The organism is Amycolatopsis orientalis DSM 43388 (assembly GCF_000411975.1).
Taxonomy (GTDB): domain Bacteria; phylum Actinomycetota; class Actinomycetes; order Mycobacteriales; family Pseudonocardiaceae; genus Amycolatopsis; species Amycolatopsis orientalis_D.
In genome coordinates this window covers 35528-60226 of record NZ_ASXG01000106.1, presented here as the reverse complement: position 1 = coordinate 60226, position 24699 = coordinate 35528, and the positions used below count along the sequence as shown (strand labels likewise).

The following is a 24699-nucleotide window of genomic DNA, read 5'->3' as shown; positions in this document are numbered from 1 at the left end:
CCCAACCCCGGCCACCCCCACCACCAGCCCGGAAACCGCCGCCACCGAAGCCGCCACCCGCACCGCCACCCCCGCGATCCACCGCAGCACCCGGATCACCGCGACGAATACCACCAGCGCGAGCACCAACACCCCGGCAGGCACCCCCTGCCCGCCCTCCGCAGCAGCCAGCACGGCACTCATGACCGCACCCGTATCCGCGGTTCGCGCAGGTTCTCCGGCCCGAACTCCCGGATGTTCTCGTACGCCCGCTGGCGCATCTCGTCGCGTGCCCGCACCCGCCTCCGCTCCGAACCCAGTTGCCACACCCAGCGCCAGCCGACGACCGTCGCGACGACGGAACCGGCGAGGATCACCAGGAAGGCCTGTCCGGCGAGACCGTGGAGCGGTTCGAGGCTCAGCAGCACCAGCAGCGCCCACACCTGAGCGACGGTGAACGGGATGACCAGAGCTGCCGCGTACACCCCCCGACGCCAGCGAACCGGCTGAGGAGCGGGAAGAAACGGTTCCATGACTGCCTCCCTCGGTGGTGTGCTTCCAGAAAACCCCGGCGTCGCCGGGAAATCTGTGTCAGCTGACACGTTCAGCGGGCGAGCCGCCGCAGTTCCGCGAGCCGGTGGATGGTCACCTGGCCGCGCGCGGTGCTGATCACCCCCTGGCGGCGGAGTTCCCGCGTCACCCGAGCCCACGATTCGCGCGAAATCGCCGCGGTCATCGCGAGTTCCGCTTGCGTTCCGGGGACCGCGACTTCGATGTCCGCACCGCGCCGCACCCCGTGTTGCACCGCCAGCTGCATCAGCTGCGCGGCGACGCGACGAGTGCTGGTGCCGCCGCCGAGATCGAGCCACTGCCGTCCGACGTCGCGCAGCCGGTCGGCGAGAACTTGCAGCAGCGCCCAGGAAATCGCCGCCTCGCGCCGGCACAGCGCGACGAATCGCTCGGCGGGGACGACGAGGACGTCCAATTCGTCGAGTGCTTGCACGGTCGCCGACCTCCTTCCGCCGTCGATCACGGCCAGTTCGCCGATCACCTCGCCCGCGCCGCGGACGCCGACCACGACCTCGCGTCCGTCCGGCGTCGCGTTGGTGATCCGGACGTGGCCGGCCAGCAGGAGAAGCACCACCGAAGCCCGCTCGCCTTCGCGGCAAAGGACGTCCCCGCGCCGGTAGGACTTGCGGACGGACAGTTCCTCGAACTTCGCGCGGTCCGCGGCACCGAGCGCCGGCCAGAATCCGATCGCTTCCACGGCGGTCCCCCCTCCTCGTCGTCGGCCGGACCGTTCAGGCGATCAGTCCCGCTCCCGGCCGGACTGCCTCGGTGGTGCGGACCCAGCCGCGGGTCCGGTGCCCGCCGACGCGCACGTGGAAGGCGTGGGCGAAGGAACTGCGGTCGATCCCGGCGTAGCCGTGCCGGACGACCGACCGGTGGATCGCGTTCGAGACGACGAGCGCGAGCGGACCGGAGGAACTGCGGAGCCTGCGTCTCAGGTCAGCGGCGTCGAGGAGCCGGCAGGCGATGTCGATGTCCTCGCCGTACGGTCCGTGCGCGTCGTAGTGCACCTCGCCGGCGTGCACCGAAACGCGCAGCCGGAAGGCCAGTTCGGGCTCCTGGTCGCCGTGCCGGGCGAGCAGTTCGGTCAGGGCGGGCACGACGCGGGCGAGCAGGACCGTCTTCGGCACCTCGTCGACCGGGCGGATCAGGCACAGCGCGCCGTCGCCCCGGTCGACGAACGGATCCCGGAACTCCTCCGTGATGCCGCCGGCCCGGAACGCCTCGTCGAGCAGGGCGAACAGGACCGAACGGAGCCCGGCCCGAGCCGGGTTCGTGCGGGTGGTCGACCCTTCGATGTCGACGACCACGATGGCTCGGTGTACTGGTGCCGGTACTGCTGAGGTGTCCATGACCGCCCCCCTATTTCAGGAAGCTACTGAAATCTAGTAGACTTTCACATCAGCTACTATAAGGGTGGGCTCCTGCTGAAACAATGGTGTCGCGCACCCGACATCTCCGGTTCAGCTGCGGGTCCAGCTCGAGATTGGCCACCCCTGAACACTCGCCGACACTCCACCCCAGCCCGTCCAGCCATCGCGGCCGAACGGGTGTAGAATCCCCGCCATTCACGTCTGACTGAACTTCACTGAAGGGTCTGAAGTCGTGTCTCAGCCCAACCCCGCGCTCGCCGCTCGCCTGCGCACCCTCCGCAAGGAGAGCTGGTCGGACGTGGTGCTCACCCAGAAGCAGCTCGCCGAGGCCTTCGGCGTGAGCACCGGTCTGCTGTCGTCGTGGGAGAACGTGGCGAAACCGGTGACTCCCCCGCCGCACCGGCTCGAGGCGTACGCGACTTTCTTCGCCACCCGCCGTTCGGTGCAGGGCCGGAAACTTCATCTCCTCGGCCTCGAAGACCTGACCGGCGACGAGCACACCGTCCGCAAGGAGCTGCTCGCGGAGCTGCAGGCGCTGCGCGGCGACCTCGACGACCCGCCCGCCCAGCCGGTCTTCGCCCCCTCAAGCCTGTGGCACTTCCCGCCGAACCAAGACATCGTGATCGTCTGCGCGCAGCTGCCGGAGAAGTACCGCACCGCCTACACCGACCCGTCCAGCCCGGACTACGTGAACCTCTACACCTACGCCGACCCGGACGCGCTGCTCGAGCTCTACGGCCACATCCGCGCGTGCAACCCGGCCAGCAACGTCACCTTCCGCACCACCGACCAGAACACGACGCTGTCGGCCGACGAGTACACCGCGCACCTGGTGCTGCTCGGCGGCGTCGACTGGAACCCGCAGACCCGCGCGCTGCTCGACCGGGTCGACGTGCCGGTCCGCCAGATCAGCCGCAAGGGCGACGAGGAGCAGCGGGACACCGGGTTCGAAGTGACCCGCCCGGACGGGACCACCCAGCTGTTCAGCGCCAAACTGCGCAACGGCACACTGATCGAAGACGTCGCGCACTTCTACCACGGCGTCAGCCCGCTCAACCGCAAGCGCACTGTGACCGTGTGCAACGGAATGTACGGCCGCGGCACCCTCGGGGCCGTACGAGCGCTGACCGACCGCCGCTTCCGCGACCGCAACCAGGCCTACCTCGACCAGCGCTTCGCGGGCGCGGATTCCTTCAGCATCATCAGCCGGGTCCCGGTCTTCGACAACCAGGGGCTCACCCCGGACTGGACCCTGCCAGAGAACCGGCTGCACGAGTGGCCAGAATCGAGCCTCCCATGACCGCGACCGTCGCAGCGCCGGCGCAGCACACGACGCATCAGCGGCTGCTGCACCACGTCGCCGCCGAAGACGCGCCGCAGGCCCGGCTGGACGCGATCGTCGTGCCCAACGGCCGCCCCGCCGCCTACCTCAAGCACGCTTTCCGCGCCGCCCGCGAAGTCGACGCCACGCTTCTGCTGCTGTGCAGCAAGAACGCGCGCGCGTCCGACGCGGTGCTCGCCGCGAAGCGCGCCGGGGTGCGCGTCCGCGCGATCGACACCGACGAAGCCGCCGGTCTCGGCGCCGTTCCGCCGTTCGAGACGAGCAAGCTGCTGCAGAAGCGGGCGAATCGGATGCTGCGCCGGGCCGACACGAGCTTCAAGCGCAATCTCGGCGTGCTCGTCGCCGACCTCGCGGGCTGGCAGCGCATCCTCTTCCTCGACGACGACATCGACCTTCCGCGACCCGGCGACCTGCGCGCGGCGGCGGGCCTGCTCGACGACTACGCGGCGGTCGGCCTCGCCAACACCGGCATGCCGGACAACTCCGTGGTGTGCCACGCCTACCGCGAGTCCGGAGGGCAGCAGGACACGTTCGTCGGCGGCGGCGCACTGGCTGTCGGGCGGGACGCGTTTTCCTCGTTCTTCCCGGACATCTACAACGAGGACTGGTTCTTTCTCCTCAGCGACACCGGCCTGCGCGCCACCGCGGTCACCGGGACCGCGCACCAGGGCGACTACGACCCCTATCGCGACACCGTGCGCGCGCGTTCGGAGGAACTGGGCGACACGCTCGCCGAGGGCATTTACTGCCTGCTGGACAACGGTCTCGGCATCGCCGACGCGAACGCCGCTTACTGGGCGGACTTCCTCGAAAGCCGCCGGACGTTCATCCGCACGACGCTGCGGCAGGTCAAGGAAGCGCCGCACCTGACCGGCGCGTACGAGGAACGGATGATCGCGGCGCTGAAAGCCGCGTGCGGCCGCAGCATGCTGATCGAGCCGGACCTGTGCGTCGCCTACCTGCGAGCGTGGCAGGAGGACCGGGAGACGTGGCAGACGCATCTCCTGTCGCTGCGCGCCCGGCACGGTTCGGCGGGCGACCCGGACGCCGCGTTCGACACGCTGGGGATTTCGGAGACCGTGCAGAAGTCCTGACCTTCAGCGGTCGCCGCACGTACGGCCGGCGAGCGGCGCGGGACGGTTGTCCGGGAGCCGCTTGACCAGCACGTGGCACCGCTCGGCTTCGAACACCGTGCGGCCGTCCGGCGAAACGCGCTCGGCGTAACAGACGACCGTGCCGTGGCCCCAATCGTGGTACCCGAGCCGGCGGTACAGCCGGGCGGCGCGGGTGTTGTCCGTGCGGACCGCGAGCGCGCCGAGCGCGTGGCCGTGGCCGACCAGGTAGTCCTCGGCCGCGCGCACGAGAGCGGCGCCGATGCCGCGATTGCGCGCTTCCGGGGCCACTTCCAGGTGATTCAGCAGCGGAACGCCCGGCAGGTGGCCGCGGATCGGCGGCTCCTCGGCGTCCTCGAGCCACAGGTACACGGCGCCGACCGGCCGCGCCGAGCACCACGCGGTGAACAGGACGCCGAGTCCCTTCGCCTGCCGGGTCAACCGGTCCTCGAAGAAGCCCGGGTCGCCGAGGATTTCCGCCAGCGCCGCGAGGTCCGGCAGCTCGGCCGGCCGGATCGAGACGTCGCCCATCAACGCCGACTCCTGTCCGCCCGGCCGGGGCACGCGAGCGCGAAGCCCGGGCCGCGGTCCTGATCTTGGCCGCCCGGCCTCAAGACTAGGTGCGCGCCCGGCACGCGCGAAGACGGCGAACGCCGCAGCCCAGTACTGCGAACGGAGCAACCGGCTGCCCAGTGCCGTCGCGGCCCTCCCCCGGTTTCCACGCCCCCAATACACCCACGGGCGAATCGGTTCAAACGGGAACCGGGCAGTAGTGCGGAAACCCGTTTCGGTCACGGGACGCGGCGAGGGAATGAGCAGCGGGACGGAGGGAGTGCAGCGGATCCGGTTGCCTGCACGGGTTCGCGAGCCCGGCACAATCCGGGCTGAGCACCCCGGCGCGAACCCAGCCAGCCGCCGCCGAGCACCAAGGCCGCCGCACAGTCCGCGCCGTCGCGCACCGCACAGCAGCAACTCGAACCGCCCCGCAGCAAACCCGGCACGAACTCAGCCAGCCGCTCCCGAGTACCAAGGCGGCACACGGTCCGCACCGTCGACCACCGCCCAAACCCGGCACGAACCGAACCAACCGCTTCCGGGCGCCAGGTCGGCCGAGCGTCCGCGCCCGTCGATGCCCCGGCTAAATCAAGGCCAGCGGATCCAGCTGCACCCGCACCGGCTCGACGGCTTTGCGGGCGTCCCGGCGGGCCACCGCGTCGCGCACCGCGGCCGCCAGCGCGCGGCCTTCCGGGCGGGCCACGCGGACCAGCGCCCGTTCGCGGTCCGCGTTGCCCTCGTCGTCGTAGTCGCCGAGCGGGACCGGGCCCAGGACCTCGCCGCTGTCCGGGAGCGGGAGGTCGTCCAGCACGCTCGCCACGGCGGTCGGGCTCCCCTCGACGCTCGCCATCCGGACCGCGGGCGGGAACCCCAGTTCCCGGCGCTGTTCCAGTTCCTGGCTCGCGTGCCATCCCGGGTCCCAGCGCACCAGTGCCTGCACCACCGCCAGCCCGGCTTCCGCGCCGACGATCACCCGGCCCCCGCTCGACGCCGGGCGGACCAGCGCCCCGGCGGCCATCCAGCGGCGGAGAGTTTCTTCCGCGGCACGCAGATCCTGACGGCCGAGCAACGCCCACCCGTCCAGCAGAAGCGCCGCGCCGTAACCGCCTTCCGCGACCGGTTCCGCGCCTGGCGTGCAGACCACCAGCGCCGGGCGGCCGGGGACGCTCGCCAGGACTTCCGCGGCGCCGGAGGTCCGCACCGGGACCCCGGGGAAAGCCCGGCCCAGTTCTTCGGCGGTGCGTTTCGCGCCGACCACGACGGCCCGCAACCGGACCGAACCGCAAGCGGGGCAACGGAAAGCGGTCTCCGGGACGCCGCACCACCGGCAGGCGGGCGGGCGCGGCGCGCCGTCGGCGGAACCGCCGGGCAACGCGAGCGGACCGGCGCAGCGACGGCAATGCGCGGGGGTCCGGCATTGGCCGCAGGACAGTCCGGGGACGTAGCCGCGGCGCGGGACTTGGACCAAAGCCGGCAGCCCGGCCGCGAAAGCTTGGCGCGCGGCCTCGAACGCGACCGCCGGAAGACGGGCGACCCGGGCGGCTTCGTCGCGCGCCACGTCGAAGTCTTCGCCGACCGGGGTCACGCGCGGGGCGGCTGCACGGAGTTCGGCTCGAGCGGCCTGGATCTGGTGCGCCCAGCCGGATTCCACCAGCAACTGCGCTTCGGCGGTCCGGGCGAATCCTCCGACCAGAAAGGAAGATTTCGTGGCGTGGGCCCGATCCATCAGCACATCCCGGACATGGGGGTACGGGGCGTGCGGGTCCAGGTGCAGGTCGTCGCCGTCGTCCCAGACGACGAACAAACCGGGATCGGCGACCGGCGCGAACATCGCCGCGCGCGTGCCGACGACTACGCGAACCGCGCCGCGCAGCACGGAAAGCCAGCGACGGTACCGTTCGGCCGGGCCCAGACCGGCGATCAGCGCGGCGACCCCCTTCTCCCCCACCAGTTCGACGCACGCCTCGTGCACGCGGGTCAGGTCGCGGTGGTCCGGGACCACCAGGACCGCGCCTCGGCCCTGGGACGCCGCGGTGGCGGCCGCCTCGGCCAGCCGGCGAGGCCAGTCCTCGCCGGGGAGGGCTTGCCAGACCGCGTTCGCTTGCCGGGACTCGGCGAGCGCTTCCAGGAAGGCTTCGCCGCGTTGGTAGCGGGACCAGGCGGAGACCTCCGGCGCGGCGGGGGCGGGGGCCGGTTCCGCGGGGGGTTCGGCTTCGGTCTTCGCGTGCCTCGGAGGAAGGGCCAGCCGCAGGACGTCGGACAGGGTCCCGGCGTAGCGGTCGGCTACCGAGCGGCAGACGGCGTGCAGCGACGGCGGGAGGACGGGTTCGCTCGAGGTGACCCGTTCCAGGTAGGCGAGTTTTCGCTCGTATTCGGTCTTGTCGGTGCGTTCGATGAGGTAGCCGTCGACGAGCTGCCCGGCGAAGCGCACCCGGACCCGGCAGCCGGGGACCGCGGATTCGTGCAGTTTTTCCGGGACCTGGTAGTCGAAGGTGCGGTCGAGGTGGGCCAGCGGGATGTCCACGACGACCTTCGCGACCGGGAGTTCCGGGGCGGGGGTCTGCTGGCCCTTGCGGGAACGGGCCGGTTTGCGGGGCGGGGTTTTTTTCGCCGGGGTGGCCTTCTGCTCCGGGGCGGAGCGCGAAGGCTCCGGGAGGTCCCACAGCGGGGCGGGTTCGGAGCTGGTCACCAGAAGATCTCTACCAGACGGGGGCGACAGGTCTGTCGTGAGCGTCAGCAGGTGCACTTGGGGAACAGTGCGGCGGGCACCCCGAAGCCGGATTGTGCTGACGGTTCGGGGGTGCTTGTCAAGGCGGGAAAGATGCCTTGACAAGCACCCCCGAACCGCAGGGAGGCCTCGTATCGGGGTGCAGGGCGGGGGCTGGGTGCCTCGATTGTCGGGTGCGGCGGTTGCGGCTGGCGTTGGGCTGGTCGTGAGGGTGGCCCTCACGGATATCACCGTGTTCCGGAAAGCCGTGAAGGGCTCCTTGAGGGAATCTCATTCCCTCAAGGAGCCCTTCACGGACCAAACGAAGGTCAGGCGCCGGCCAGGGAGCGCAGTGCGTCGGCGCGGGCGGTGCTTTCCCAGGGGAGGTCCAGGTCGGGGCGGCCGAAGTGGCCGTACGCCGCGGTGGGGGCGTAGATCGGGCGCAGCAGGTCCAGGTCGCGGATGATCGCGGCCGGGCGCAGGTCGAAGACCTCGCTGATGGCCGACTGGATCTTGGTCGGGTCGACCGTTTCGGTGCCGAACGTCTCGACGAACAGGCCCACCGGGGCGGCTTTGCCGATCGCGTACGCCACCTGCACCTCGACCCGTCCGGCCAGGCCCGCGGCGACCACGTTCTTGGCCACCCAGCGCATCGCGTACGCGGCCGACCGGTCCACCTTGGACGGGTCCTTGCCGGAGAACGCGCCGCCGCCGTGGCGGGCCATGCCGCCGTAGGTGTCGACGATGATCTTGCGGCCGGTGAGCCCCGCGTCGCCCATCGGGCCGCCGATCACGAAGCGGCCGGTGGGGTTCACCAGCAGGCGGGTGCTGTCCGTGTCGAGGCCAAGGTCGGCCAGCTCCGGCTCCACGACGTGCTTTTTCACGTCGACGCCGAGCATCTGCTCGAGGTCGATCCCGTCCGCGTGCTGGGTGGAGACCACGACGGTGTCGAGCCGCACCGGCTGCTCGCCCGCGTACTCGATGGTGACCTGGGTCTTGCCGTCCGGGCGCAGGTACGGCAGCACGCCGTCCTTGCGGACCGCGGTCAGCCGGCGCGACAGCCGGTGCGCGAGCGCGATCGGCAGCGGCATCAGCTCGGGCGTGTCCGAGCAGGCGTAGCCGAACATCAGGCCCTGGTCGCCGGCGCCCTGGCGGTTGATCTCGTCCTCGTCCGATTCGACCCGCGATTCGTACGCGGTGTCGACGCCCTGGGCGATGTCCGGGGACTGCGACCCGATCGCCACGTTCACGCCGCAGGAGTTGCCGTCGAAGCCCTTGGCCGACGAGTCGTACCCGATGCGCAGGATGACGTCCCGCACGATGGTGGGGATGTCCGCGTACGCCTCGGTCGTCACCTCGCCCGCGACGTGCACCTGGCCCGTCGTGATCAGGGTCTCGACGGCGACCCGGCTGCGCGGGTCCTTGGTCAGCAGGCCGTCGAGGATCGAGTCGCTGATGGCGTCACAGATCTTGTCGGGGTGGCCCTCCGTCACGGATTCCGACGTGAACAGCCTCTTCGTGGACGCAGACACGACCTCGTCACTTCCCTCGGTCAAGCGATGGCGCCCCACCGGATTTCAGGCGCTCCTGGCACAGCCCACCCTACCCAGCGGACCTGTAGCTAGAGTCGACGCTCGATCAACGCTGTTACGGCATCCCACAATGTGGCCGCCAGCCGGGCCTTGGCTCCCTGCGGGATGACCTGCTCGGTGCCGTCCGCGGCCAGCAGCCAGCCCGCGTTGTCCTCGGTGCCGAACGCCTTCCCGTTGCCGACCGCGTTCACCACGAGCAGGTCCGCGCCCTTGCGCCGGAGCTTGACCCGGGCGTGGTCGAGCACACTGCCGTTCTCGTCGCCGGTTTCCGCGGCGAATCCCACGACGATCTGCCCGGAACGCCGCGCCCGCACCAGTTCGGCGAGGATGTCGGCATTGCGGTCGAGCGTGATGACCGGGTCCGGGCTGTCGTCGGACTTCTTGATCTTGTGGTCGGCCAGCGTGGCGGGCCGGAAATCCGCGACCGCGGCGGCCATCACGACGACGTCCGCGTCCGCCGCGGCGGCGTGCACCGCCTTGCGCATTTCCTCCGCCGTGGACACGCGCCGCAGCGTCGCGCCCGCCGGCGACGGCAGTTCGTCGGTGTGCCCGGCGACCAGCGTCACTTCGGCCCCGCGCTGCGCGGCGACCCGGGCGAGCGCGAAGCCCTGTTTGCCGGACGAGCAGTTGCCCAGGTAGCGGACCGGGTCGAGCGGTTCGCGGGTGCCGCCCGCGGAGATCACCACGCGCAGGCCTTCGAGATCGCGCGGCAGCGCCTTCGGCTCGGCGAGCAGCAGCCGGGCCAGGTCGACGATCTCGGCCGGGTCGGCGAGCCGTCCCTTGCCGGTGTCGACGCCGGTCAGCCGCCCGGCGGCGGGTTCGGTGACGACCATGCCGCGCGAACGCAGCAGCGCGACGTTGTCGCGGGTGGCCGGGTGCTCCCACATCTCCGTGTGCATCGCCGGGAAGAAGGCGACCGGGCACCGGGCGGTGAGCAGGGTGTTCGTCAGGAGGTCGTCGGCGAGCCCGTGCGCGGCCTTGGCCAGCAGGTTCGCGGTCGCCGGGACGACCAGCACGAGATCGGCCTCTTTGCCGACCCGCACGTGCTGCACCTCGGGCACCTCGGTGAAGACCCCGGTGTGCACCGGGTTCCCGGACAGCGCCTCGAAGGTCGCCGCGCCGACGAAGTTCAGCGCGGCCTCGGTGGGCACGACGCGGACGTCGTGCCCGGATTCGGTGAGGCCCCGCAGGACCTCGCACGCCTTGTAGGCGGCGATGCCGCCGCCCACGCCCAGGACGACCCTGGGCCTGGCGTCATTCACCCTCGGTGTGCTCGAGCAGCCCGCCGTGGATCTCGCGCAGCGCGATCGACAGCGGCTTCTCGCGGGGGCCGGGCTCGACCAGCGGGCCCACGTACTCCAGCAGGCCCTCGCCCAGCTGCGCGTAGTAGTCGTTGATCTGCCGGGCCCGCTTGGCCGAGTAGATCACCAGCGCGTACTTCGAGGAGACCTTTTCGAGCAGGTCGTCGATCGGCGGGTTGGTGATGCCTTCGAGCTCTTCCAGCGTCGCCTGTTGCACAGTCACTCGTGCTGCTCCGTATCGTCACATCGATCGGCGGCAGAATCGCCACCGCCGGTAATCAAGTCTAGCAACCGCCGCGCGGCGACCTCGACGTCGGCGTTCACGACCCGTTCGTCGAACTCCCCGGCCGCGGCCAGTTCGCGTTCCGCCTCGGCCAGCCGGGCGGCCACCGCGGCCTCGGTCTCGGTGCCCCGGCCGGTGAGCCTGCCGACCAGCTCGTCCCAGGACGGCGGCATCAGCATGACCAGCCGCGCCTCGGGCATCGCGGCCCGGACCTGGCGGGCGCCCTGCAGTTCGATCTCCAGCACCGCCGGACGGCCTTCCGCCAGCGCCTTCTCCACCGGCTCGCGCGGCGTCCCGTACCGGTTGCCCGCGAACTCGGCCCACTCCAGCAGCCGGTTCTCGGCCACCATCCGGTCGAATTCGGCGGAATCCACGAAGTGGTAATGGTTTCCGTCGACCTCGCCCGGCCGCGGCGCCCGGGTCGTCACCGAAACGCTGAAGTACAGGTTCGGCTCGAGCCGGCGCAGCTGTCCCACCACACTCGACTTCCCGACGCCGGACGGGCCCGAGACGACGGTGAGCCGGGGGCGGGAGATCTCCCCCGCCACCGGCTCACTGCCGCGGTCGGCGCCCCGGGTCACCGGGTAGTCCTGACCGACGCCGCTCACTCGCCGCTGAACTCGGCCAGCAGCGCCTTGCGCTGCCGGTCGCCGAGCCCGCGGAGCCTGCGGCTGGGGGCGATCTCCAGTCGTTCCATCGTCTGCTGGGCCCGGACCTTGCCGACGCCGGGGAGCGCCTCGAGCAAGGCCGAAACCTTCATCTTGCCGAGAACTTCGTTCTCCTCGGCCTGCTTCAGCACGTCGACCAGAGTGGTACCGCCCCGCTTCAGCCGCTCCTTCAGCTCAGCACGGATGCGGCGGGCGGCGGCGGCCTTCTCCAGCGCCGCAGCACGCTGTTCCTCTGTCAGCTGGGGAAGTGCCACGTTTTCCTCCGGTAGTTCTCACATCTGGGTGGGTGACGCGACGGTACCCACCCCTGAGCAGGGGCCACAATGCGGGGGTGGCTGGTGGAGCGCGATTCCGGGGCCTGCTATTGGCCTTTTCCGCGGAGCCGGGCCAACCGGCCGTTCACCTCTTGGGCCGCACGGCGTAACGCGCCTGCGTCCGGGCCGTGGCGCAGCAGGTCGCGCGAGGACGCCGGGAGCAGCCCGGGGAGGCCGTCCCCGAAAACTGCCCGCAAATCCGCCTCAGTCGCCCCCTGAGCGCCGAAACCGGGCGCGAGCACCGGTCCGTTGAGGCGGCTCAGATCGACTTCCCCAGGAGCCACAGTGGCCCCTACGACCACGCCGACGTCGCCGTACGGCTCAGCACCTGCGTTGTGGTCCGCAGCTGCGTCTACGACGCTCTGAGCGACCGTACGGCCGTCTTCGAGCCGCGCGCGCTGCAACGCGTCCGCCTCCGGGTTGGACGTGCGCGCGAGCACGAAGAGCCCGTTGCCCGCTTCGCGCGCCGCCGTGACAGCCGCGTCGAGAGCGCCGAAGCCGAGGTACGGCGACACCGTGGCCGCGTCGGCGGTGAAAGCCGCCTTCTCGGCCACGTACGCCGCCGTGTAGGCCGCCATGGTCGAGCCGATGTCACCCCGCTTCACGTCCAGCAGGACGAGCGCTCCGGCGTCGTGAGCGACGTCCACGACGCGTTCGAGCACCGCCACCCCGGCGGGCCCGAACGCCTCGAAGAACGCCGACTGCGGCTTCACGATCGCCGCCACCTCGCCCAGCGCCTCCGCGGCGCTGAGCGCGAAGCGTTCGAGCCCGCTCGCGTCGAGCGGCAGGCCCCACGCCTCGATCAGACCCGGATGGGGGTCGATCCCAGCGCACAGCGACCCGCGAGCAGCCACGGCCTCGGCCAGTCGGGCTCCGAAGCGCGCGGTCACGACGTCGCCTTCAGCGCCGCCTGGAGGTCCTGCAGGCTGCGCACGCCGATGTCGCCGCGAATAAGCGCTTCGATCCCGTGCACCGCCGCCGCCGCGCCTTGCACCGTGGTGACGCACGGAATGTCGCGCGACACCGCGGCCGTGCGGATTTCGTAACCGTCGACGCGCGGCCCGCTGTTTCCGTACGGCGTGTTGATCACCATGTTGACGTCGCCGGCGAGGATCACGTCGACGATGTTCGGCTCGCCGGTGCCCGGGTCCGGCTCGGAGTGCTTGCGCACCACCGAACAGGCAACCCCGTTGCGCCGCAACACTTCCGCGGTGCCGGACGTGGCCAGGATCTCGAAGCCGAGGTCGGCCAGCCGCTTCACCGGGAAGACCAGCGAACGCTTGTCGCGGTTGGCGACCGAGACGAATACCCGGCCCGACGTGGGAAGGGATCCGTAGGCGCCGCTCTGCGATTTCGCGAATGCTTTCCCGAACGAGGTGTCGACGCCCATGACCTCGCCGGTGGATTTCATTTCCGGCCCGAGCAGGGAGTCGACGCCGTGGCCTTCGGGGGTGCGGAACCGGTGGAAGGGCAGCACGGCCTCCTTCACCGCGACCGGGGAGTCGGCGGGCATCCGGCCGCCGTCGCCCTCGGCGGGCAGCACGCCGGACGTGCGCAGGTCCTTGATCGTCGAACCGGTCATCACCAGCGCGGCGGCCTTGGCCAGCGGGACCGCGGTCGCCTTCGAGACGAACGGCACCGTCCGCGAGGCGCGCGGGTTGGCCTCCAGGACGTACAGCACGTCGTCCTTGAGCGCGTACTGCACGTTGAGCAGGCCGCGGACGCCGACGCCGCGGGCGATGGCCTCGGTGGAGCGGCGGACCGCGTCGAGGTCCTGCGCGCCGAGGGTGATCGGCGGCAGGGCGCACGAGGAGTCGCCGGAGTGGATGCCGGCCTCCTCGATGTGCTCCATCACGCCGCCGAGGTAGAGGTCCTCGCCGTCGAACAGGGCGTCCACGTCGATCTCGATCGCGTCGTCGAGGAACCGGTCGACCAGCACCGGGTGCTCGGGCGTGACCTCCGTGGCGCGGCGGATGTAGCCGGCCAGGGACTCCTCGTCGTAGACGATCTCCATGCCGCGCCCGCCCAGCACGTAGGACGGGCGGACCAGCACCGGGTAGCCGATCTCGTCGGCGATCCGCTTCGCGCCCTCGAACGACGTCGCCGTCCCGTACTTCGGCGCGGGCAGCCCGGCCTCGGCCAGCACCTCGCCGAACGCGCCGCGGTCCTCGGCCAGGTCGATCGCCTCCGGCGGCGTCCCGACCACCGGCACCCCGGCGTCGGCGAGCCGCTGCGCGAGCCCGAGCGGGGTCTGCCCGCCCAGCTGCACGATCACCCCGGCCACCGTGCCGGACTGCTGCTCGGCGTGCACGACCTCGAGCACGTCCTCGAACGACAGCGGCTCGAAGTACAGCCGGTCGCTCGTGTCGTAGTCGGTGGACACCGTTTCCGGGTTGCAGTTGACCATCACGGCCTCGAACCCGGCCTCGCGCAACGCGATCGCCGCGTGCACGCAGGAGTAGTCGAACTCGATGCCCTGCCCGATCCGGTTCGGCCCGGACCCGAGGATCAGCACCTTCGGCTTGTCGCTCTGCACCGCGACTTCCGACGTCGCCGCCGGGTCGGTCTCGTAGGCCGAGTAGTGGTACGGCGTCTTCGCCGCGAACTCCGCCGCGCAGGTGTCGACCGTCTTGAACACCGGCCGCACCCCCAGCCGGTGCCGCAGCGCCCGCACGCCGTCCTCGCCGGCGAGTTCCGGGCGCAGCGCGGCGATCTGCCGGTCCGACAGGCCGGTGCGCTTGGCCCGCCGCAGCAGCTCGCCGTCCAGCACCGGGGCGTCGCGGACCTCCGCGCCGACCTCGCCGATCAGCGCGATCTGGTCGATGAACCACGGGTCGATCCCGCTCGCCTCGTGCACCTGCTGCACGGTCGCGCCCAGCCGCAGCGCCCGCTCGACCTCGTAGAGCCGTCCCTCGTGCGGCGTGCGCAGCGAGTCCAAAGTGGACTCCAGCGTCGCGCCTTCGGGGTCGGGCTGGGTCCAGAACCCGGTCGCCTTCGTCTCGATCGACCGCATCGCCTTCCCGAGCGCCTCGGGGAAACTGCGGCCGAAGGACATCGCCTCGCCGACCGACTTCATCGTCGTGGTCAGCGTCGGGTCCGCGCCGGGGAACTTCTCGAACGCGAACCGCGGCACCTTCACCACGACGTAGTCGAGCGCCGGTTCGAACGACGCCGGGGTCTCGCCGGTGATGTCGTTGCGGATCTCGTCGAGGGTGTAGCCGATCGCCAGCTTCGCCGCGATCTTCGCGATCGGGAAACCCGTCGCCTTCGACGCCAGCGCGGACGAACGGGACACGCGCGGGTTCATCTCGATCACGACCATCCGGCCGTCGGCCGGGTTGAACGCGAACTGGATGTTGCAGCCGCCGGTGTCCACGCCGACCTCGCGCAGCACCGCGATCCCGACGTCGCGCATCACCTGGTACTCGCGGTCGGTCAGGGTCATCGTCGGCGCGACGGTGACCGAGTCGCCGGTGTGCACGCCCATCGCGTCCACGTTCTCGATCGAGCACACGACCACCACGTTGTCGTGCTTGTCGCGCATCAGCTCGAGCTCGTACTCCTTCCAGCCGAGCACGCTCTCCTCGATCAACACCTCGGTCACCGGGGACTCGCTCAGCCCGGTCGAGGCCAGCCGCTCCAGGTCCTCGGGCGTGTGCGCCATGCCCGAACCCAGGCCGCCCATGGTGAACGACGGCCGGATCACCACCGGCAGGCCCAGTTCCGCGACCGTCGCGCGGACCTCGTCCATGTCGTGGCACACCCGGCTGCGCGGCACGTCCGCGCCGACCGTGCGCACGATGTCCTTGAACTTCTGCCGGTCCTCGCCGCGCTGGATGGCGTCGATGTCCGCGCCGATCAGCTCCACGCCGTACTTCTCCAGCACGCCGCGCTCGTGCAGCGCCACCGCGCAGTTCAGCGCCGTCTGCCCGCCCAGCGTCGCCAGCAGCGCGTCCGGCCGCTCCGCCGCGATGACCTTCTCCACGAAGTCCGGCGTCACCGGCTCGATGTAGGTCGCGTCCGCGAACTCCGGGTCCGTCATGATCGTCGCCGGATTCGAGTTCACCAGGGACACGCGCAGACCCTCGCTGCGCAGCACCCGGCAGGCCTGCGTGCCCGAGTAGTCGAACTCGGCCGCCTGCCCGATCACGATCGGCCCGGAGCCGATCACCAGCACGTGCTGGATGTCCGTCCTCTTCGGCATCAGGCCTTCTTCTCCATCAACTCAACGAACTCGTCGAACAGCGGCGCGGCGTCGTGCGGACCCGCGGCCGCTTCGGGGTGGTACTGCACGGAAAACGCCGGGACATCAAAGGCGCGCACGCCTTCGACCGTGTCGTCGTTCGGGCAGTAGTGGCTGATTTGCGCGGCCCCGTAAGGGGAATCGAACCGCTGGCCCGGCTCGCCCTCGAGAGCGAAACCGTGGTTCTGCGCGGTGATCGCGACCCGTCCGGTCGCCACGTCGATCACCGGGATGTTGATCCCCCGGTGCCCGTAGCGCATCTTGTACGTGCCCAGGCCCAGCGCGCGGCCCAGGATCTGGTTGCCGAAACAAATCCCGAACAGCGGAATCCGTTGCTCCAGAACAGTTTTCGTCAACGCCGTCGCGTGCGTCGTCGTCGCCGGGTCGCCCGGGCCGTTGGACAGGAACACCCCGTCCGGCTCCAGCGCCAGCAGCTCCTCCGCGCTCGTGCTCGAGGGCAGCACATGCACCTCGATGCCGCGCTGCGTCATCAGCCGCGGCGTGTTCGACTTGATCCCCAGGTCCAGCGCCGCGACCCGGAACCGCTTTTCGCCTTGCGCCGCAACGACATACGGCTTGTCCGTGGAGACCTCGCCGGCGAGATCCGCGCCCTTCATCTGCGGGCTCGCCAGCACCTCGGCGACCATCTGCTCGTCGGTGCCCAGCGCGTCGCCGGAGAACACGCCCGCACGCATCGCGCCCTGCTCGCGCAGATGCCGCGTCAGCGTCCGGGTGTCCACTTCGGAAATCCCGACCACGCCCTGACGCACCAGTTCCTCGTCCAGCGTGCGCTTGGCCCGCCAGCTCGACGGCGTGCGCGCGGGATCCCGCACCACGTAACCGGAAACCCAGATCCGGGCCGATTCGTCGTCCTCGTCGTTCCAGCCGGTGTTGCCGATCTGCGGCGCGGTCTGCACCACGATCTGCCGGTGGTAGGACGGGTCGGTCAGCGTTTCCTGGTACCCCGTCATGCCGGTGCAGAACACCGCCTCGCCGAGGGTCCGCCCGCGCGCGCCGTACGCCGCGCCGCGGAACACCCGGCCGTCTTCGAGAACCAGGGCGGCGGGGCCGCGAGTGCCGGTGCTCACTGGGCACCTCCCTTGATGTCGTGATCGGAAAGCTCTTCGATCCACTGTGGATAGTCGTCGAGGTCGTCGCCGCGGAACCCGGTGTCCAGCTCGACGTCGCCGAGCCGCCAGGTGAGCACCAGCAGCACGTCGGTGCCGGTGACCTTCCCGGCGAGCCGGGAGTCGCGGCGGATCCCGGTGATCGCGCCGCGCGGGATCCAGAAGTCCGGGAGCCCGCCGCGTTCCACCGCCACCCCGTCCGGGTGCAGCCGCCAGACCGCTCCCGAGCGCGGGCCCGCGCCCCGCGTGACGACGCGGTCCTGCCAGTTGCCCGCGGTCGTCGTGCCCACGTACACGCCGGTCGATTCGAGCTGGACCTCGCCGGGGTCGGCCGGGATCTCCGGGAAGGGCGCGATCCGGGCGCTCTGCGAACGCGCCTTGCGCCGCCAGCCGACCCACATGCCCCACAGGCACAGCAGGAAGAACGCGACGATCCCCAGCGTCAGCAGCAACCGCTCCATCAGCAGATCTTCCCCTCGCGCGCGGTGATCCGCCCGCGCAGCAGGGTCGCCGTCACCACGCCGGGCAACCGCATTCCCTCGTACGGGGTGTTGGCCGCGATGCTGGCCAGGTCGGCGCCGTGCACGGTCCATTCGGCGTCCGGGTCGACCAGCGTCAGGTTCGCCGGTTCGCCCGCCTCGATCGGACGGCCGTGCCCGGCCAGGTTTCCGACCTCCGCGGGCCGTTCGCTCATCACGCGGGCGACGCCGCGCCAGTCGAGCAGGCCGGTCTTGACCATCGTCTCCACGACCACCGACAGCGCGGTCTGCAGGCCGAGCATGCCGGGCCGGGCCGCGGCCCATTCGGTGTCCTTGTCCTGCGGGGCGTGCGGCGCGTGGTCGGTCGCGACGCAGTCCACGACACCCTCGGCCAGCGCGGCGCGCAGCTTCTCCGCGTCGCCGCCGGTGCGCAGCGGCGGGTTGACCTTGTTGACCGGGTCGTAGGTCTCCAGCCGGTCGTCGGTCAGCAGCAGGTGGTGCGGCGTGACCTCGGCCGACACCTTCGTGCCGCGTTCCTTCGCCCAGCGCAGAACGTCGACCGTGCCCGCGGTGGAGACGTGGCAGACGTGCAGCCGCGCGTTCGCGTGCAGCGCCAGCAGGCAGTCGCGCGCGACGATCGACTCCTCCGCCGACGCCGGCCAGCCCGCGTAACCCAGCCGCGAGGCCTGCTCGCCCTCGTGCGCCTGCGCGCCGACGGTGAGCCGCGGTTCCTCGGCGTGCTGGGCGATCACCGCGTCGAGCGCGGTCGAGTACTCCAGCGCGCGGCGCATCAGCAGCGGGTCCGCGACGCACACGCCGTCGTCGGAGAAGACCCGCACCGCCGCGGCGCCCTTGGCCATCGTGCCCAGTTCGGCGAGTTTCTCGCCCTTGAGCCCGACGGTGACCGCGCCGACCGGGTGGACGTCGACCAGGCCGACTTCCTGCCCGCGCCGCCACACGTGGTCGGTGACGAGCGCGTTGTCCGCGACCGGATCGGTGTTGGCCATGGCGAACACCGCGGTGTAGCCGCCCAGCGCGGCCGCGGCGGAACCGGAGTCGATGGTCTCGGTGTCTTCGCGGCCCGGTTCGCGCAGGTGCGTGTGCAGGTCGACGAACCCGGGCAGCAGGACCTGGCCCTTGGCGTCGAGCACCTCGGCGCCCTCGGGAACGTCCACCTCGCCGATCGCGGCGATCACGCCGTCTTCGACCAGGACGTCCACCGGCTCGCCCTCGCCGTACGGGCGGGCACCCTTGATCACGATGCTCACGCGGCAGCTCCTTCACTGGCCAGGAGGTGGTAGAGGACCGCCATGCGCACGTGCACGCCGTTGCGGACCTGTTCGGTAATGGCGGAGGAGGGGGAATCCGCGACCGCGGAGGAGATCTCCATGCCGCGCAGCATCGGGCCGGGGTGCAGCACGACGGCGTGGTCCGGCAGCAGCGCCTGGCGGCGCTCGGAAAGGCCGTAGGAGATCGAATACTCGCGCGCGGAAGGGAAAAAGCCCCCGTGCATCCGTTCCGCTTGGACGCGCAGCATCATCACCGCGTCGACCGCGGGCAGCTCGGCGTCGAGGTCGTGCGAGACCGTGACCGGCAGCTTTTCCACGCCGACCGGCAGCAGCGTCGGCGGCGCGACGAGCACCACCTCCGCGCCGAGGGTGCTGAGCAGGTGGATGTTCGACCGCGCGACCCGGCTGTGCAGGACGTCTCCGACGATCGCGATCCGCCGGTCCTTCAGGGAACCGAGGCGTTCGCGCAGCGTCGCCGCGTCCAGCAGCGCCTGCGTGGGGTGCTCGTGCATGCCGTCGCCGGCGTTGACCACCGCGGTGCCCGGCCCGGCGAGCCAGCCGGACAGCCGGTGCGCGGCGCCCGAGGCGGGATGCCGGATGATCACGCAGTCAGCGCCCGCGGCGGCCAGGGTGAGCGCGGTGTCCCGCAGCGATTCGCCCTTGTTCACCGAGGAACTGGACGCCGAGACGTTGATCACGTCCGCGCTCATCCACTTCCCGGCGATCTCGAACGACACCCGGGTGCGCGTGGAGTTTTCGTAGAACAGCGTGATCACGGTGCGGCCGCGCAGCGTCGGCAGCTTCTTGACCTCGCGGCCGAGCAGCGTGTGCTTCAGCTCGTCGGCGGTGTCGAGCACGGCGGTCGCGGTGTCCGCGTCGAGCCCGTCGGTGCCGAGCAGGTGCTTCACCGGGTTTCTCCTTCCGGCGCGCGCAGCAGCACCGCGTCCCGGCCGTCGGTTTCGGACAGCAGGACGGAGACGCCTTCGGCGCGCGCGGTGGGCACGTTCTTGCCGACGTAGTCGGCGCGGATCGGCAGCTCGCGGTGGCCGCGGTCGACGAGCACGGCGAGCTGGACGGCACGCGGGCGGCCGTGGTCGCGCAGGGCGTCGAGGGCGGCGCGGATGGTGCGGCCGGAGAACAGGACGTCGTCGACGAGGATGACGACCCGGTTGTCGATCCCGTCCGGCGGCAGCTGCGTCTGCTCGAGCGCGCGCGGCGGGCGACGGCGGAGATCGTCGCGGTAGAGGGTGACGTCGAGGGCGCCGTGCGGCGGCGCGACCCCGGCGAACTCGCCGATCTTCCCGGCGAGGCGCGCGGCCAGCGGGGTGCCGCGCGTGGGGATGCCGAGCAGCACCGGGTACTGCTCCGGCGGACCGGCTCCGAGAGCGGTCTTCTCGATGACCTGGTGGGCCATCCTCGCGATCGTGCGCGCGACATCGCCGGCAGAAAGCAGCTCGCGCTCTCCCGCCGGCTCCGCCGCGCCACGCGGACGTGACGACAAGGCGGACCTCCTTCCCCGCCTCTCTGGACGGGTCCTTAAAGGACGTCGGCAACCGGCTGCTGCCGGAAACCGCACCGACAGTAGCAGGAGCGGTCAATCAGTCTTCCGGGTGGTACGCGCACGGCCGCCACCTGCGCGGACCGACCTTCTGCTTGACCTGGTGACAACTATGCGTAACCATTACTCTGAGTATTCGACTCGAGGAGTCCCCGGCCCGGTCCTCCCGGCCTGGGCAGGGGCGATGAAACGGAGAACCACCAGATGGGCGATTACGCCAAGGCGCTCGGGGCCAAGCTCCGCGGAATCCGCCAGCAGCAAGGCCTGTCCCTGCACGGGGTCGAGCAGAAGTCCGGCGGACGCTGGAAGGCCGTCGTGGTCGGCTCGTACGAGCGCGGCGACCGGGCGGTCACCGTCCAGAAGCTGGCCGAGCTGGCGGACTTCTACGGCGTGCCGGTGGTCGAACTGCTGCCGGAGGGCCGGGTCCCCTCGGGAGCCGAGCCCGCCACGAAGATCGTGATCAACCTGGAGCGGCTCCAGCAGCTGCCCGCGGAGAAGGTCGGCCCGCTCGCCCGGTACGCGGCCACGATCCAGAGCCAGCGCGGCGACTACAACGGCAAGGTGCTCTCCATCCGCACCGAGGACCTGCGCTCGCTCGCCATCATCTACGACATGACCCCCGGCGAGCTGACCGAGCAGCTCATCGACTGGGGCGTCCTCCCGCCGGAAGCCCGCCCGTCCAAAGAGGACTGAGCACTGATGGCGGCAGCGGCCGTGCACGACGCGGCGGGCTTCCCGCACCCGGGGAACCGGGAACGCCCGCCGCGCTTCGGGGATCCGGCCGCGCCGAGCCGGGTCGGCCTCGGGTGCTCCGGGCTGCCCGCTGACCTTTGACCTGCTTCGTTCCGCCGCGCGCGGTGAATCCTGCTCTCCCGTGTTGTTCCGCCCGGAAGAGAACCCGCGGCGGATTCCGGCGCATTTCCGCGCCGGAACTTGGTTCCCCGCCGGGGCTGACTCTCCGCCGCGAACTTCAGACGCTGGCGGATTCTCTTGCCTGGCCTGGGGTTTCGCTCCGCTCGCGACCGGCTTTCTGCGATGGGAACGTTCTCCCCGAGCGTGGTTTCGCGCCAGGGCTTTCGGCATTCGGCTTGGCCGCTTCCGGCTAGGGCTCTCAACCTTCGACCTCGCCGCTTCCCCGCCAAGACTCCCGGCAACTGGCCTCGCCATTCCCCGCCAGGGCTTCCGGCATCCGGCATCGCAGCTTCCCGCTAAGGCTCTCAACCTCCGACGTCGCCCTTTTCCGCCAAGACTCCCGGCGTTCGGCATCGCCGCTCCGCGCTAACGCTCTCAACCTCCGACGTCGCCCTCTACCCGCCAAAACTCCCAGGATTCGGCTGCGCTGCTTCCCACCAGGACTCCCGGCATCCGGCTTCGCAGCTCCCCGCTAAGGCTCTCGACCTCGGGCGTCGCCGCTTCTCACCAGGACTCCGGGCGTTCGGCTTCGCCGTTTCCGGCTAGGGCTCTCAATCTCCGGCTTTGCTGCTTCCCCACCAGAACTCCCGGCAACCGGCTTCGCAGCTCCCCGCGAAGGCTCCCGGCATCCGGCTTCGCCGCTTTCCCCCGCCAAGGCTCCCGGTAACCGGCCTCGCCACTCCCCCGCCAGACCATGTCCTCCCGGCCGCCGGAAAGGCTTGCCCCGCCGCGATTTCCCGGTGCCCGCCGGCGGTTCCGACACCCGCTCCGGCGGGGTGCTCACTCACCGCAGCAAGATCGGAAGCCCGCCGTCCGAACCTCGCCGGATTGACGCGAAACCGGGCCGGCCGAACCGTCGCGAGGGGCGCTCGCCGACCGATTCCGATTCCGCTCGGTGATCAATTTTCTCTCCGCCGCCCCTCGCACCGGCCGCCGCGGAACCGGCGGTGCCCCGATCAGGCAGCGGCCATTCAGGTGGCGCTTTCCCCCGGCCGGGTTACCTCCGGGCTACAGGATCGCGCGCAGCCGGTCGGCGATCGTGCCGATGCGGCCGAGCACGCCGTTGACGAACCGGGGCGAGTCGTCCGTCGAAAGTTCCTTCGCGAGGCCGACCGCTTCGTCGATCGCGACCGCGTCGGGGACGTCCTCCGACCACAGCATCTCGTACACGCCGACGCGCAGCACAGCCAAGTCGACCGGCGGCATCCGCTCGAGCGTCCAGCCCTGCGAGTGTTCGGCGAGGAGTTCGTCGATCCGCTCGCGGTGGGCCGTGACGCCCTCCACGACGGTGATCGTGTAGTCCGCGACCGGGTCGACCTCGACCGCGCCGACCCGGTCGGCCAGCAGCGTGACCGGGTCGGCGGACCGCTGGGCGGCCTCGTACAGCATCTCGACCGCGCGCCGGCGGGCCTGCCGCCTGCTGATCGCGCCGCCGCGGTTCGGGTGCGGGGGAAGCTTGTCCGCCATCAGCTGGAGACGCGGCCGAGGTATCGGCCGTCGCGGGTGTCGACCTTGATCTTCTCGCCGGTCGAGAGGAACAGCGGGACCTGGATCTCCGCGCCGGTCTCGAGCGTCGCCGGCTTGGTGCCGCCGGTGGAGCGGTCGCCCTGCAGGCCCGGGTCGGTGTGCTGGATGACCAGTTCGACCGAGGTCGGCAGCTCGACGTACAGCGGCTCGTTGTCGTGCACCGCGACCTGGACCTCGGTGTTCTCGAGCATGTAGTTCGCGTTGTCGCCGACGGTCTCGGCGGGCACGGTGATCTGGTCGTAGGTGTCGCCGTCCATGAAGACGAAGTCGGCGCCGTCCCGGTACAGGTACGTCATGTTCCGGCGGTCCACCGTGGCCGTCTCGACCTTCGTGCCTGCGTTGAAGGTCTTGTCGACGACCTTCCCGGTCAGCACGTGCTTGAGCGTGGTGCGCACGAACGCACCGCCCTTGCCCGGCTTGACGTGCTGGAACGCGGTGACGCTCCACAGCTGGCCGTCCAGGTTGAGGACGAGTCCGTTCTTCAGGTCGTTGGTGGTGGCCACGAGTCTTCAGGTCTCCTGTGTTCGATCTCTTCGGCCGCGGCCGTCAGACGGCCACGAGGTCCTTGGTGCTCAGGGTGAGGAGTTCGGGTCCGGAGTCCCGCACGACGAGCGTGTCCTCGATGCGCACGCCACCGCGCCCCGCGAGGTACACGCCAGGCTCGACGGTGACCGCCATACCGGCGGACAGTGTACCGACGCCCGCCGCGGCGAGACTCGGTGCCTCATGCACCTCCAGCCCGACGCCGTGGCCGAGACCGTGCGCGAACTGCTCGCCGTACCCGGCGTCGGCGATCACCGAGCGCGCCGCGGCGTCCACTTCGGACACCACGGCACCCGGACGGACCGCCTCGGCGCCCGCCGCCTGCGCGCGGTGCACGAGGTCGTAGATCTCGCGCTGCCAGTCGGCGGGTTCGCCGAGGACGACCATGCGGGTCATGTCCGAGTGGTAGCCGTCGACCGTCGCGCCGAAGTCGAACTTCACGAAGTCGCCGCGGCGCAGTTCGGCTCCGGTGGGGCGGTGGTGCGGAATCGCCGAGTTCGGCCCGGCGGCGACGATGGATTCGAAGGAGACCCCGGACGAACCGTGCTCCAGCATCCGGTTCTCCAGGTCGCGAGCCACTTCCAGCTCGGTCCGGCCCGGCCGCACTCCCCCGGCCTCGAGCAAGGCGGCCAGCGCACGGTCGGCGGCGGCGCACGCGGCGCGCAGGGCGGCGATCTCGACCTCGTCCTTGACCATCCGCAGCTGCTCGACCAGCCCCGGCGTGCGGACCAGCTCGACCCGGTCGAAGCGCACCTTGAGGTTCTCGTGCTCCTCGACGCTCACGTGCTGGCTTTCGAACCCGGTCCGGCCGTAGTCTGCGAGCTGCTCCGCCGCGTGCGCCGCGAGCGCGCGGGCACTGGCGCGGTCCAGCACGCGCTCCAGGTCGGGCACCTCCGCCTCCGACTGGGTCGTGTAGCGCCCGTCGGTGCAGAACAGGGTCTTCGCGTCGCCGCCCGCGTGCAGCAGCAGCGCGGCGTTCGACCCGGTGAACCCGGTCAGGTAGCGGATGTTGAGCAGATCGGTGACCAGCAGCGCGTCGACCCCGTTCTCGTGGAGCAGGGCAGCGAGCGCGGCGCGGCGGTGAGCGTGGATTTCCGGCACCCGGCCAGCTTAACCAGCGGTGTCCGGGCGTCCTTCCGGCGCTGGTCCGGCGGCGGTTCCGGCGTGATTGCGGCGCGGCGAGGAGGGCGGCCTACTGGCGGTTAACTTCGGCGCGCCTACACTC

25 protein-coding genes are annotated in these 24699 nt (G+C 71.0%); 4 read left to right on the top strand and 21 right to left on the bottom strand.

Annotated features, from left to right (window positions below; translation table 11 throughout):
* The 4 genes from L942_RS44350 to L942_RS20950 all read right to left on the bottom strand — a co-directional run.
* The coding region (locus L942_RS44350) for a hypothetical protein (protein WP_158684500.1) at positions 1–183 on the bottom strand (183 nt) is incomplete at its 3' end.
* The gene (locus L942_RS45470) at positions 180–464 is read right to left on the bottom strand and encodes a hypothetical protein (RefSeq protein WP_235079278.1); all 285 of its coding nucleotides are present in this window, start codon (positions 462–464) and stop codon (positions 180–182) included. The genes L942_RS44350 and L942_RS45470, both read right to left, overlap by 4 nt.
* Before the next feature lie 119 nt (positions 465–583).
* Complete coding sequence (locus L942_RS20955; RefSeq protein WP_037362967.1) at positions 584–1246, bottom strand: Crp/Fnr family transcriptional regulator; 663 nt, start codon at positions 1244–1246, stop codon at positions 584–586.
* Between the two features lie 34 nt (positions 1247–1280).
* Positions 1281–1901 carry a hypothetical protein gene (locus tag L942_RS20950; protein WP_037362964.1) on the bottom strand — a complete coding sequence of 207 codons (621 nt, stop codon included), beginning with the start codon at positions 1899–1901 and terminating at the stop codon, positions 1281–1283.
* A gap of 253 nt (positions 1902–2154) precedes the next feature.
* Here L942_RS20950 and L942_RS20945 point away from each other — a divergent pair, with 253 nt between their 5' ends.
* Both L942_RS20945 and L942_RS20940 read left to right on the top strand, forming a co-directional pair.
* Positions 2155–3222 carry a helix-turn-helix domain-containing protein gene (locus L942_RS20945; protein ID WP_037362962.1) on the top strand — a complete coding sequence of 356 codons (1068 nt, stop codon included), beginning with the start codon at positions 2155–2157 and terminating at the stop codon, positions 3220–3222.
* Positions 3219–4358, top strand: a complete 1140-nt coding sequence (locus L942_RS20940) for a hypothetical protein (protein WP_051166122.1) — start codon at positions 3219–3221, stop codon at positions 4356–4358. The genes L942_RS20945 and L942_RS20940 overlap by 4 nt, the downstream gene beginning before the upstream one ends.
* Positions 4359–4361: 3 nt before the next feature.
* On the opposite strand, the gene L942_RS20935 is transcribed toward L942_RS20940, so the two are convergent.
* The 14 genes from L942_RS20935 to pyrR form a co-directional block, all read right to left on the bottom strand.
* Positions 4362–4907 carry a GNAT family N-acetyltransferase gene (locus tag L942_RS20935; protein ID WP_037362960.1) on the bottom strand — a complete coding sequence of 182 codons (546 nt, stop codon included), beginning with the start codon at positions 4905–4907 and terminating at the stop codon, positions 4362–4364.
* A 607-nt stretch (positions 4908–5514) separates the two neighbouring features.
* A complete protein-coding gene (locus L942_RS20930) occupies positions 5515–7620 on the bottom strand; it encodes a primosomal protein N' (RefSeq protein WP_106964959.1) in 2106 nt (701 codons plus the stop codon).
* A gap of 347 nt (positions 7621–7967) precedes the next feature.
* The gene (gene metK / locus L942_RS20925; protein WP_037362984.1) at positions 7968–9170 is read right to left on the bottom strand and encodes a methionine adenosyltransferase; all 1203 of its coding nucleotides are present in this window, start codon (positions 9168–9170) and stop codon (positions 7968–7970) included.
* Positions 9171–9259: 89 nt separating this feature from the next.
* Positions 9260–10492, bottom strand: a complete 1233-nt coding sequence (gene coaBC / locus L942_RS20920; RefSeq protein WP_081655153.1) for a bifunctional phosphopantothenoylcysteine decarboxylase/phosphopantothenate--cysteine ligase CoaBC — start codon at positions 10490–10492, stop codon at positions 9260–9262.
* A complete protein-coding gene (rpoZ, locus tag L942_RS20915) occupies positions 10485–10754 on the bottom strand; it encodes a DNA-directed RNA polymerase subunit omega (protein ID WP_020658117.1) in 270 nt (89 codons plus the stop codon). Before rpoZ ends, coaBC begins: the two co-directional genes overlap by 8 nt.
* On the bottom strand, positions 10751–11422 hold the full coding sequence (gene gmk / locus L942_RS20910) for a guanylate kinase (RefSeq protein ID WP_037362953.1): 672 nt from the start codon (positions 11420–11422) through the stop codon (positions 10751–10753). The genes rpoZ and gmk overlap by 4 nt, the downstream gene beginning before the upstream one ends.
* On the bottom strand, positions 11419–11736 hold the full coding sequence (mihF, locus tag L942_RS20905) for an integration host factor, actinobacterial type (RefSeq protein WP_003096398.1): 318 nt from the start codon (positions 11734–11736) through the stop codon (positions 11419–11421). The genes gmk and mihF overlap by 4 nt, the downstream gene beginning before the upstream one ends.
* A 107-nt stretch (positions 11737–11843) precedes the next feature.
* A complete protein-coding gene (gene pyrF, locus L942_RS20900; protein WP_037362950.1) occupies positions 11844–12686 on the bottom strand; it encodes an orotidine-5'-phosphate decarboxylase in 843 nt (280 codons plus the stop codon).
* Entirely contained in the window at positions 12683–16000 is a 3318-nt protein-coding gene (gene carB / locus L942_RS20895; RefSeq protein ID WP_037362947.1) for a carbamoyl-phosphate synthase large subunit, read from the bottom strand. Before carB ends, pyrF begins: the two co-directional genes overlap by 4 nt.
* Complete coding sequence (carA, locus tag L942_RS20890) at positions 16000–17127, bottom strand: glutamine-hydrolyzing carbamoyl-phosphate synthase small subunit (RefSeq protein WP_037362944.1); 1128 nt, start codon at positions 17125–17127, stop codon at positions 16000–16002. The genes carB and carA overlap by 1 nt, the downstream gene beginning before the upstream one ends.
* A complete protein-coding gene (locus tag L942_RS20885; RefSeq protein WP_037362942.1) occupies positions 17124–17627 on the bottom strand; it encodes a PH-like domain-containing protein in 504 nt (167 codons plus the stop codon). The genes carA and L942_RS20885 overlap by 4 nt, the downstream gene beginning before the upstream one ends.
* Complete coding sequence (locus tag L942_RS20880) at positions 17627–18913, bottom strand: dihydroorotase (protein WP_037362940.1); 1287 nt, start codon at positions 18911–18913, stop codon at positions 17627–17629. The genes L942_RS20885 and L942_RS20880 overlap by 1 nt, the downstream gene beginning before the upstream one ends.
* Positions 18910–19842, bottom strand: coding sequence for an aspartate carbamoyltransferase catalytic subunit (locus L942_RS20875; RefSeq protein WP_037362938.1), 933 nt, complete (start codon positions 19840–19842; stop codon positions 18910–18912). Before L942_RS20875 ends, L942_RS20880 begins: the two co-directional genes overlap by 4 nt.
* Positions 19839–20435: a bifunctional pyr operon transcriptional regulator/uracil phosphoribosyltransferase PyrR gene (pyrR, locus tag L942_RS20870; protein WP_037362936.1), complete on the bottom strand. Its 597-nt coding sequence runs from the start codon at positions 20433–20435 to the stop codon at positions 19839–19841. The genes L942_RS20875 and pyrR overlap by 4 nt, the downstream gene beginning before the upstream one ends.
* Positions 20436–20696: 261 nt before the next feature.
* Between pyrR and bldD the strand changes: the two genes are divergently transcribed.
* Together bldD and L942_RS45895 are read left to right on the top strand one after the other, a co-directional pair.
* Complete coding sequence (gene bldD, locus L942_RS20865; protein ID WP_003096372.1) at positions 20697–21185, top strand: transcriptional regulator BldD; 489 nt, start codon at positions 20697–20699, stop codon at positions 21183–21185.
* A 6-nt stretch (positions 21186–21191) separates the two neighbouring features.
* Positions 21192–21326, top strand: coding sequence for a hypothetical protein (locus tag L942_RS45895; protein ID WP_268745732.1), 135 nt, complete (start codon positions 21192–21194; stop codon positions 21324–21326).
* Positions 21327–22412: 1086 nt separating this feature from the next.
* Here the strand turns inward: L942_RS45895 and nusB are convergent.
* Genes nusB through L942_RS20850 form a run of 3 tightly spaced genes read right to left on the bottom strand, consistent with a single transcriptional unit; the run spans position 22413 to position 24575 of the window.
* A complete protein-coding gene (gene nusB, locus L942_RS20860) occupies positions 22413–22871 on the bottom strand; it encodes a transcription antitermination factor NusB (RefSeq protein WP_037362934.1) in 459 nt (152 codons plus the stop codon).
* Positions 22871–23434: an elongation factor P gene (gene efp / locus L942_RS20855; protein ID WP_037362932.1), complete on the bottom strand. Its 564-nt coding sequence runs from the start codon at positions 23432–23434 to the stop codon at positions 22871–22873. Before efp ends, nusB begins: the two co-directional genes overlap by 1 nt.
* A gap of 43 nt (positions 23435–23477) precedes the next feature.
* Positions 23478–24575 (bottom strand): M24 family metallopeptidase, encoded by a 1098-nt coding sequence (locus L942_RS20850; RefSeq protein WP_037362929.1) that lies wholly within the window; start codon positions 24573–24575, stop codon positions 23478–23480.
* Between the last annotated feature and the right edge of the window lie 124 nt (positions 24576–24699).

Coding starts and splice junctions, on each gene's coding strand:
- L942_RS20950 (WP_037362964.1), bottom strand. CDS start 1,901: ATGGACACCTCAGCAGTACCGGCACCAGTACACCGAGCCATCGTGGTC.
- L942_RS20940 (WP_051166122.1), top strand. CDS start 3,219: ATGACCGCGACCGTCGCAGCGCCGGCGCAGCACACGACGCATCAGCGG.
- L942_RS20935 (WP_037362960.1), bottom strand. CDS start 4,907: ATGGGCGACGTCTCGATCCGGCCGGCCGAGCTGCCGGACCTCGCGGCG.
- carB (WP_037362947.1), bottom strand. CDS start 16,000: ATGCCGAAGAGGACGGACATCCAGCACGTGCTGGTGATCGGCTCCGGG.
- L942_RS20885 (WP_037362942.1), bottom strand. CDS start 17,627: ATGGAGCGGTTGCTGCTGACGCTGGGGATCGTCGCGTTCTTCCTGCTG.
- bldD (WP_003096372.1), top strand. CDS start 20,697: ATGGGCGATTACGCCAAGGCGCTCGGGGCCAAGCTCCGCGGAATCCGC.
- L942_RS45895 (WP_268745732.1), top strand. CDS start 21,192: ATGGCGGCAGCGGCCGTGCACGACGCGGCGGGCTTCCCGCACCCGGGG.
- nusB (WP_037362934.1), bottom strand. CDS start 22,871: ATGGCGGACAAGCTTCCCCCGCACCCGAACCGCGGCGGCGCGATCAGC.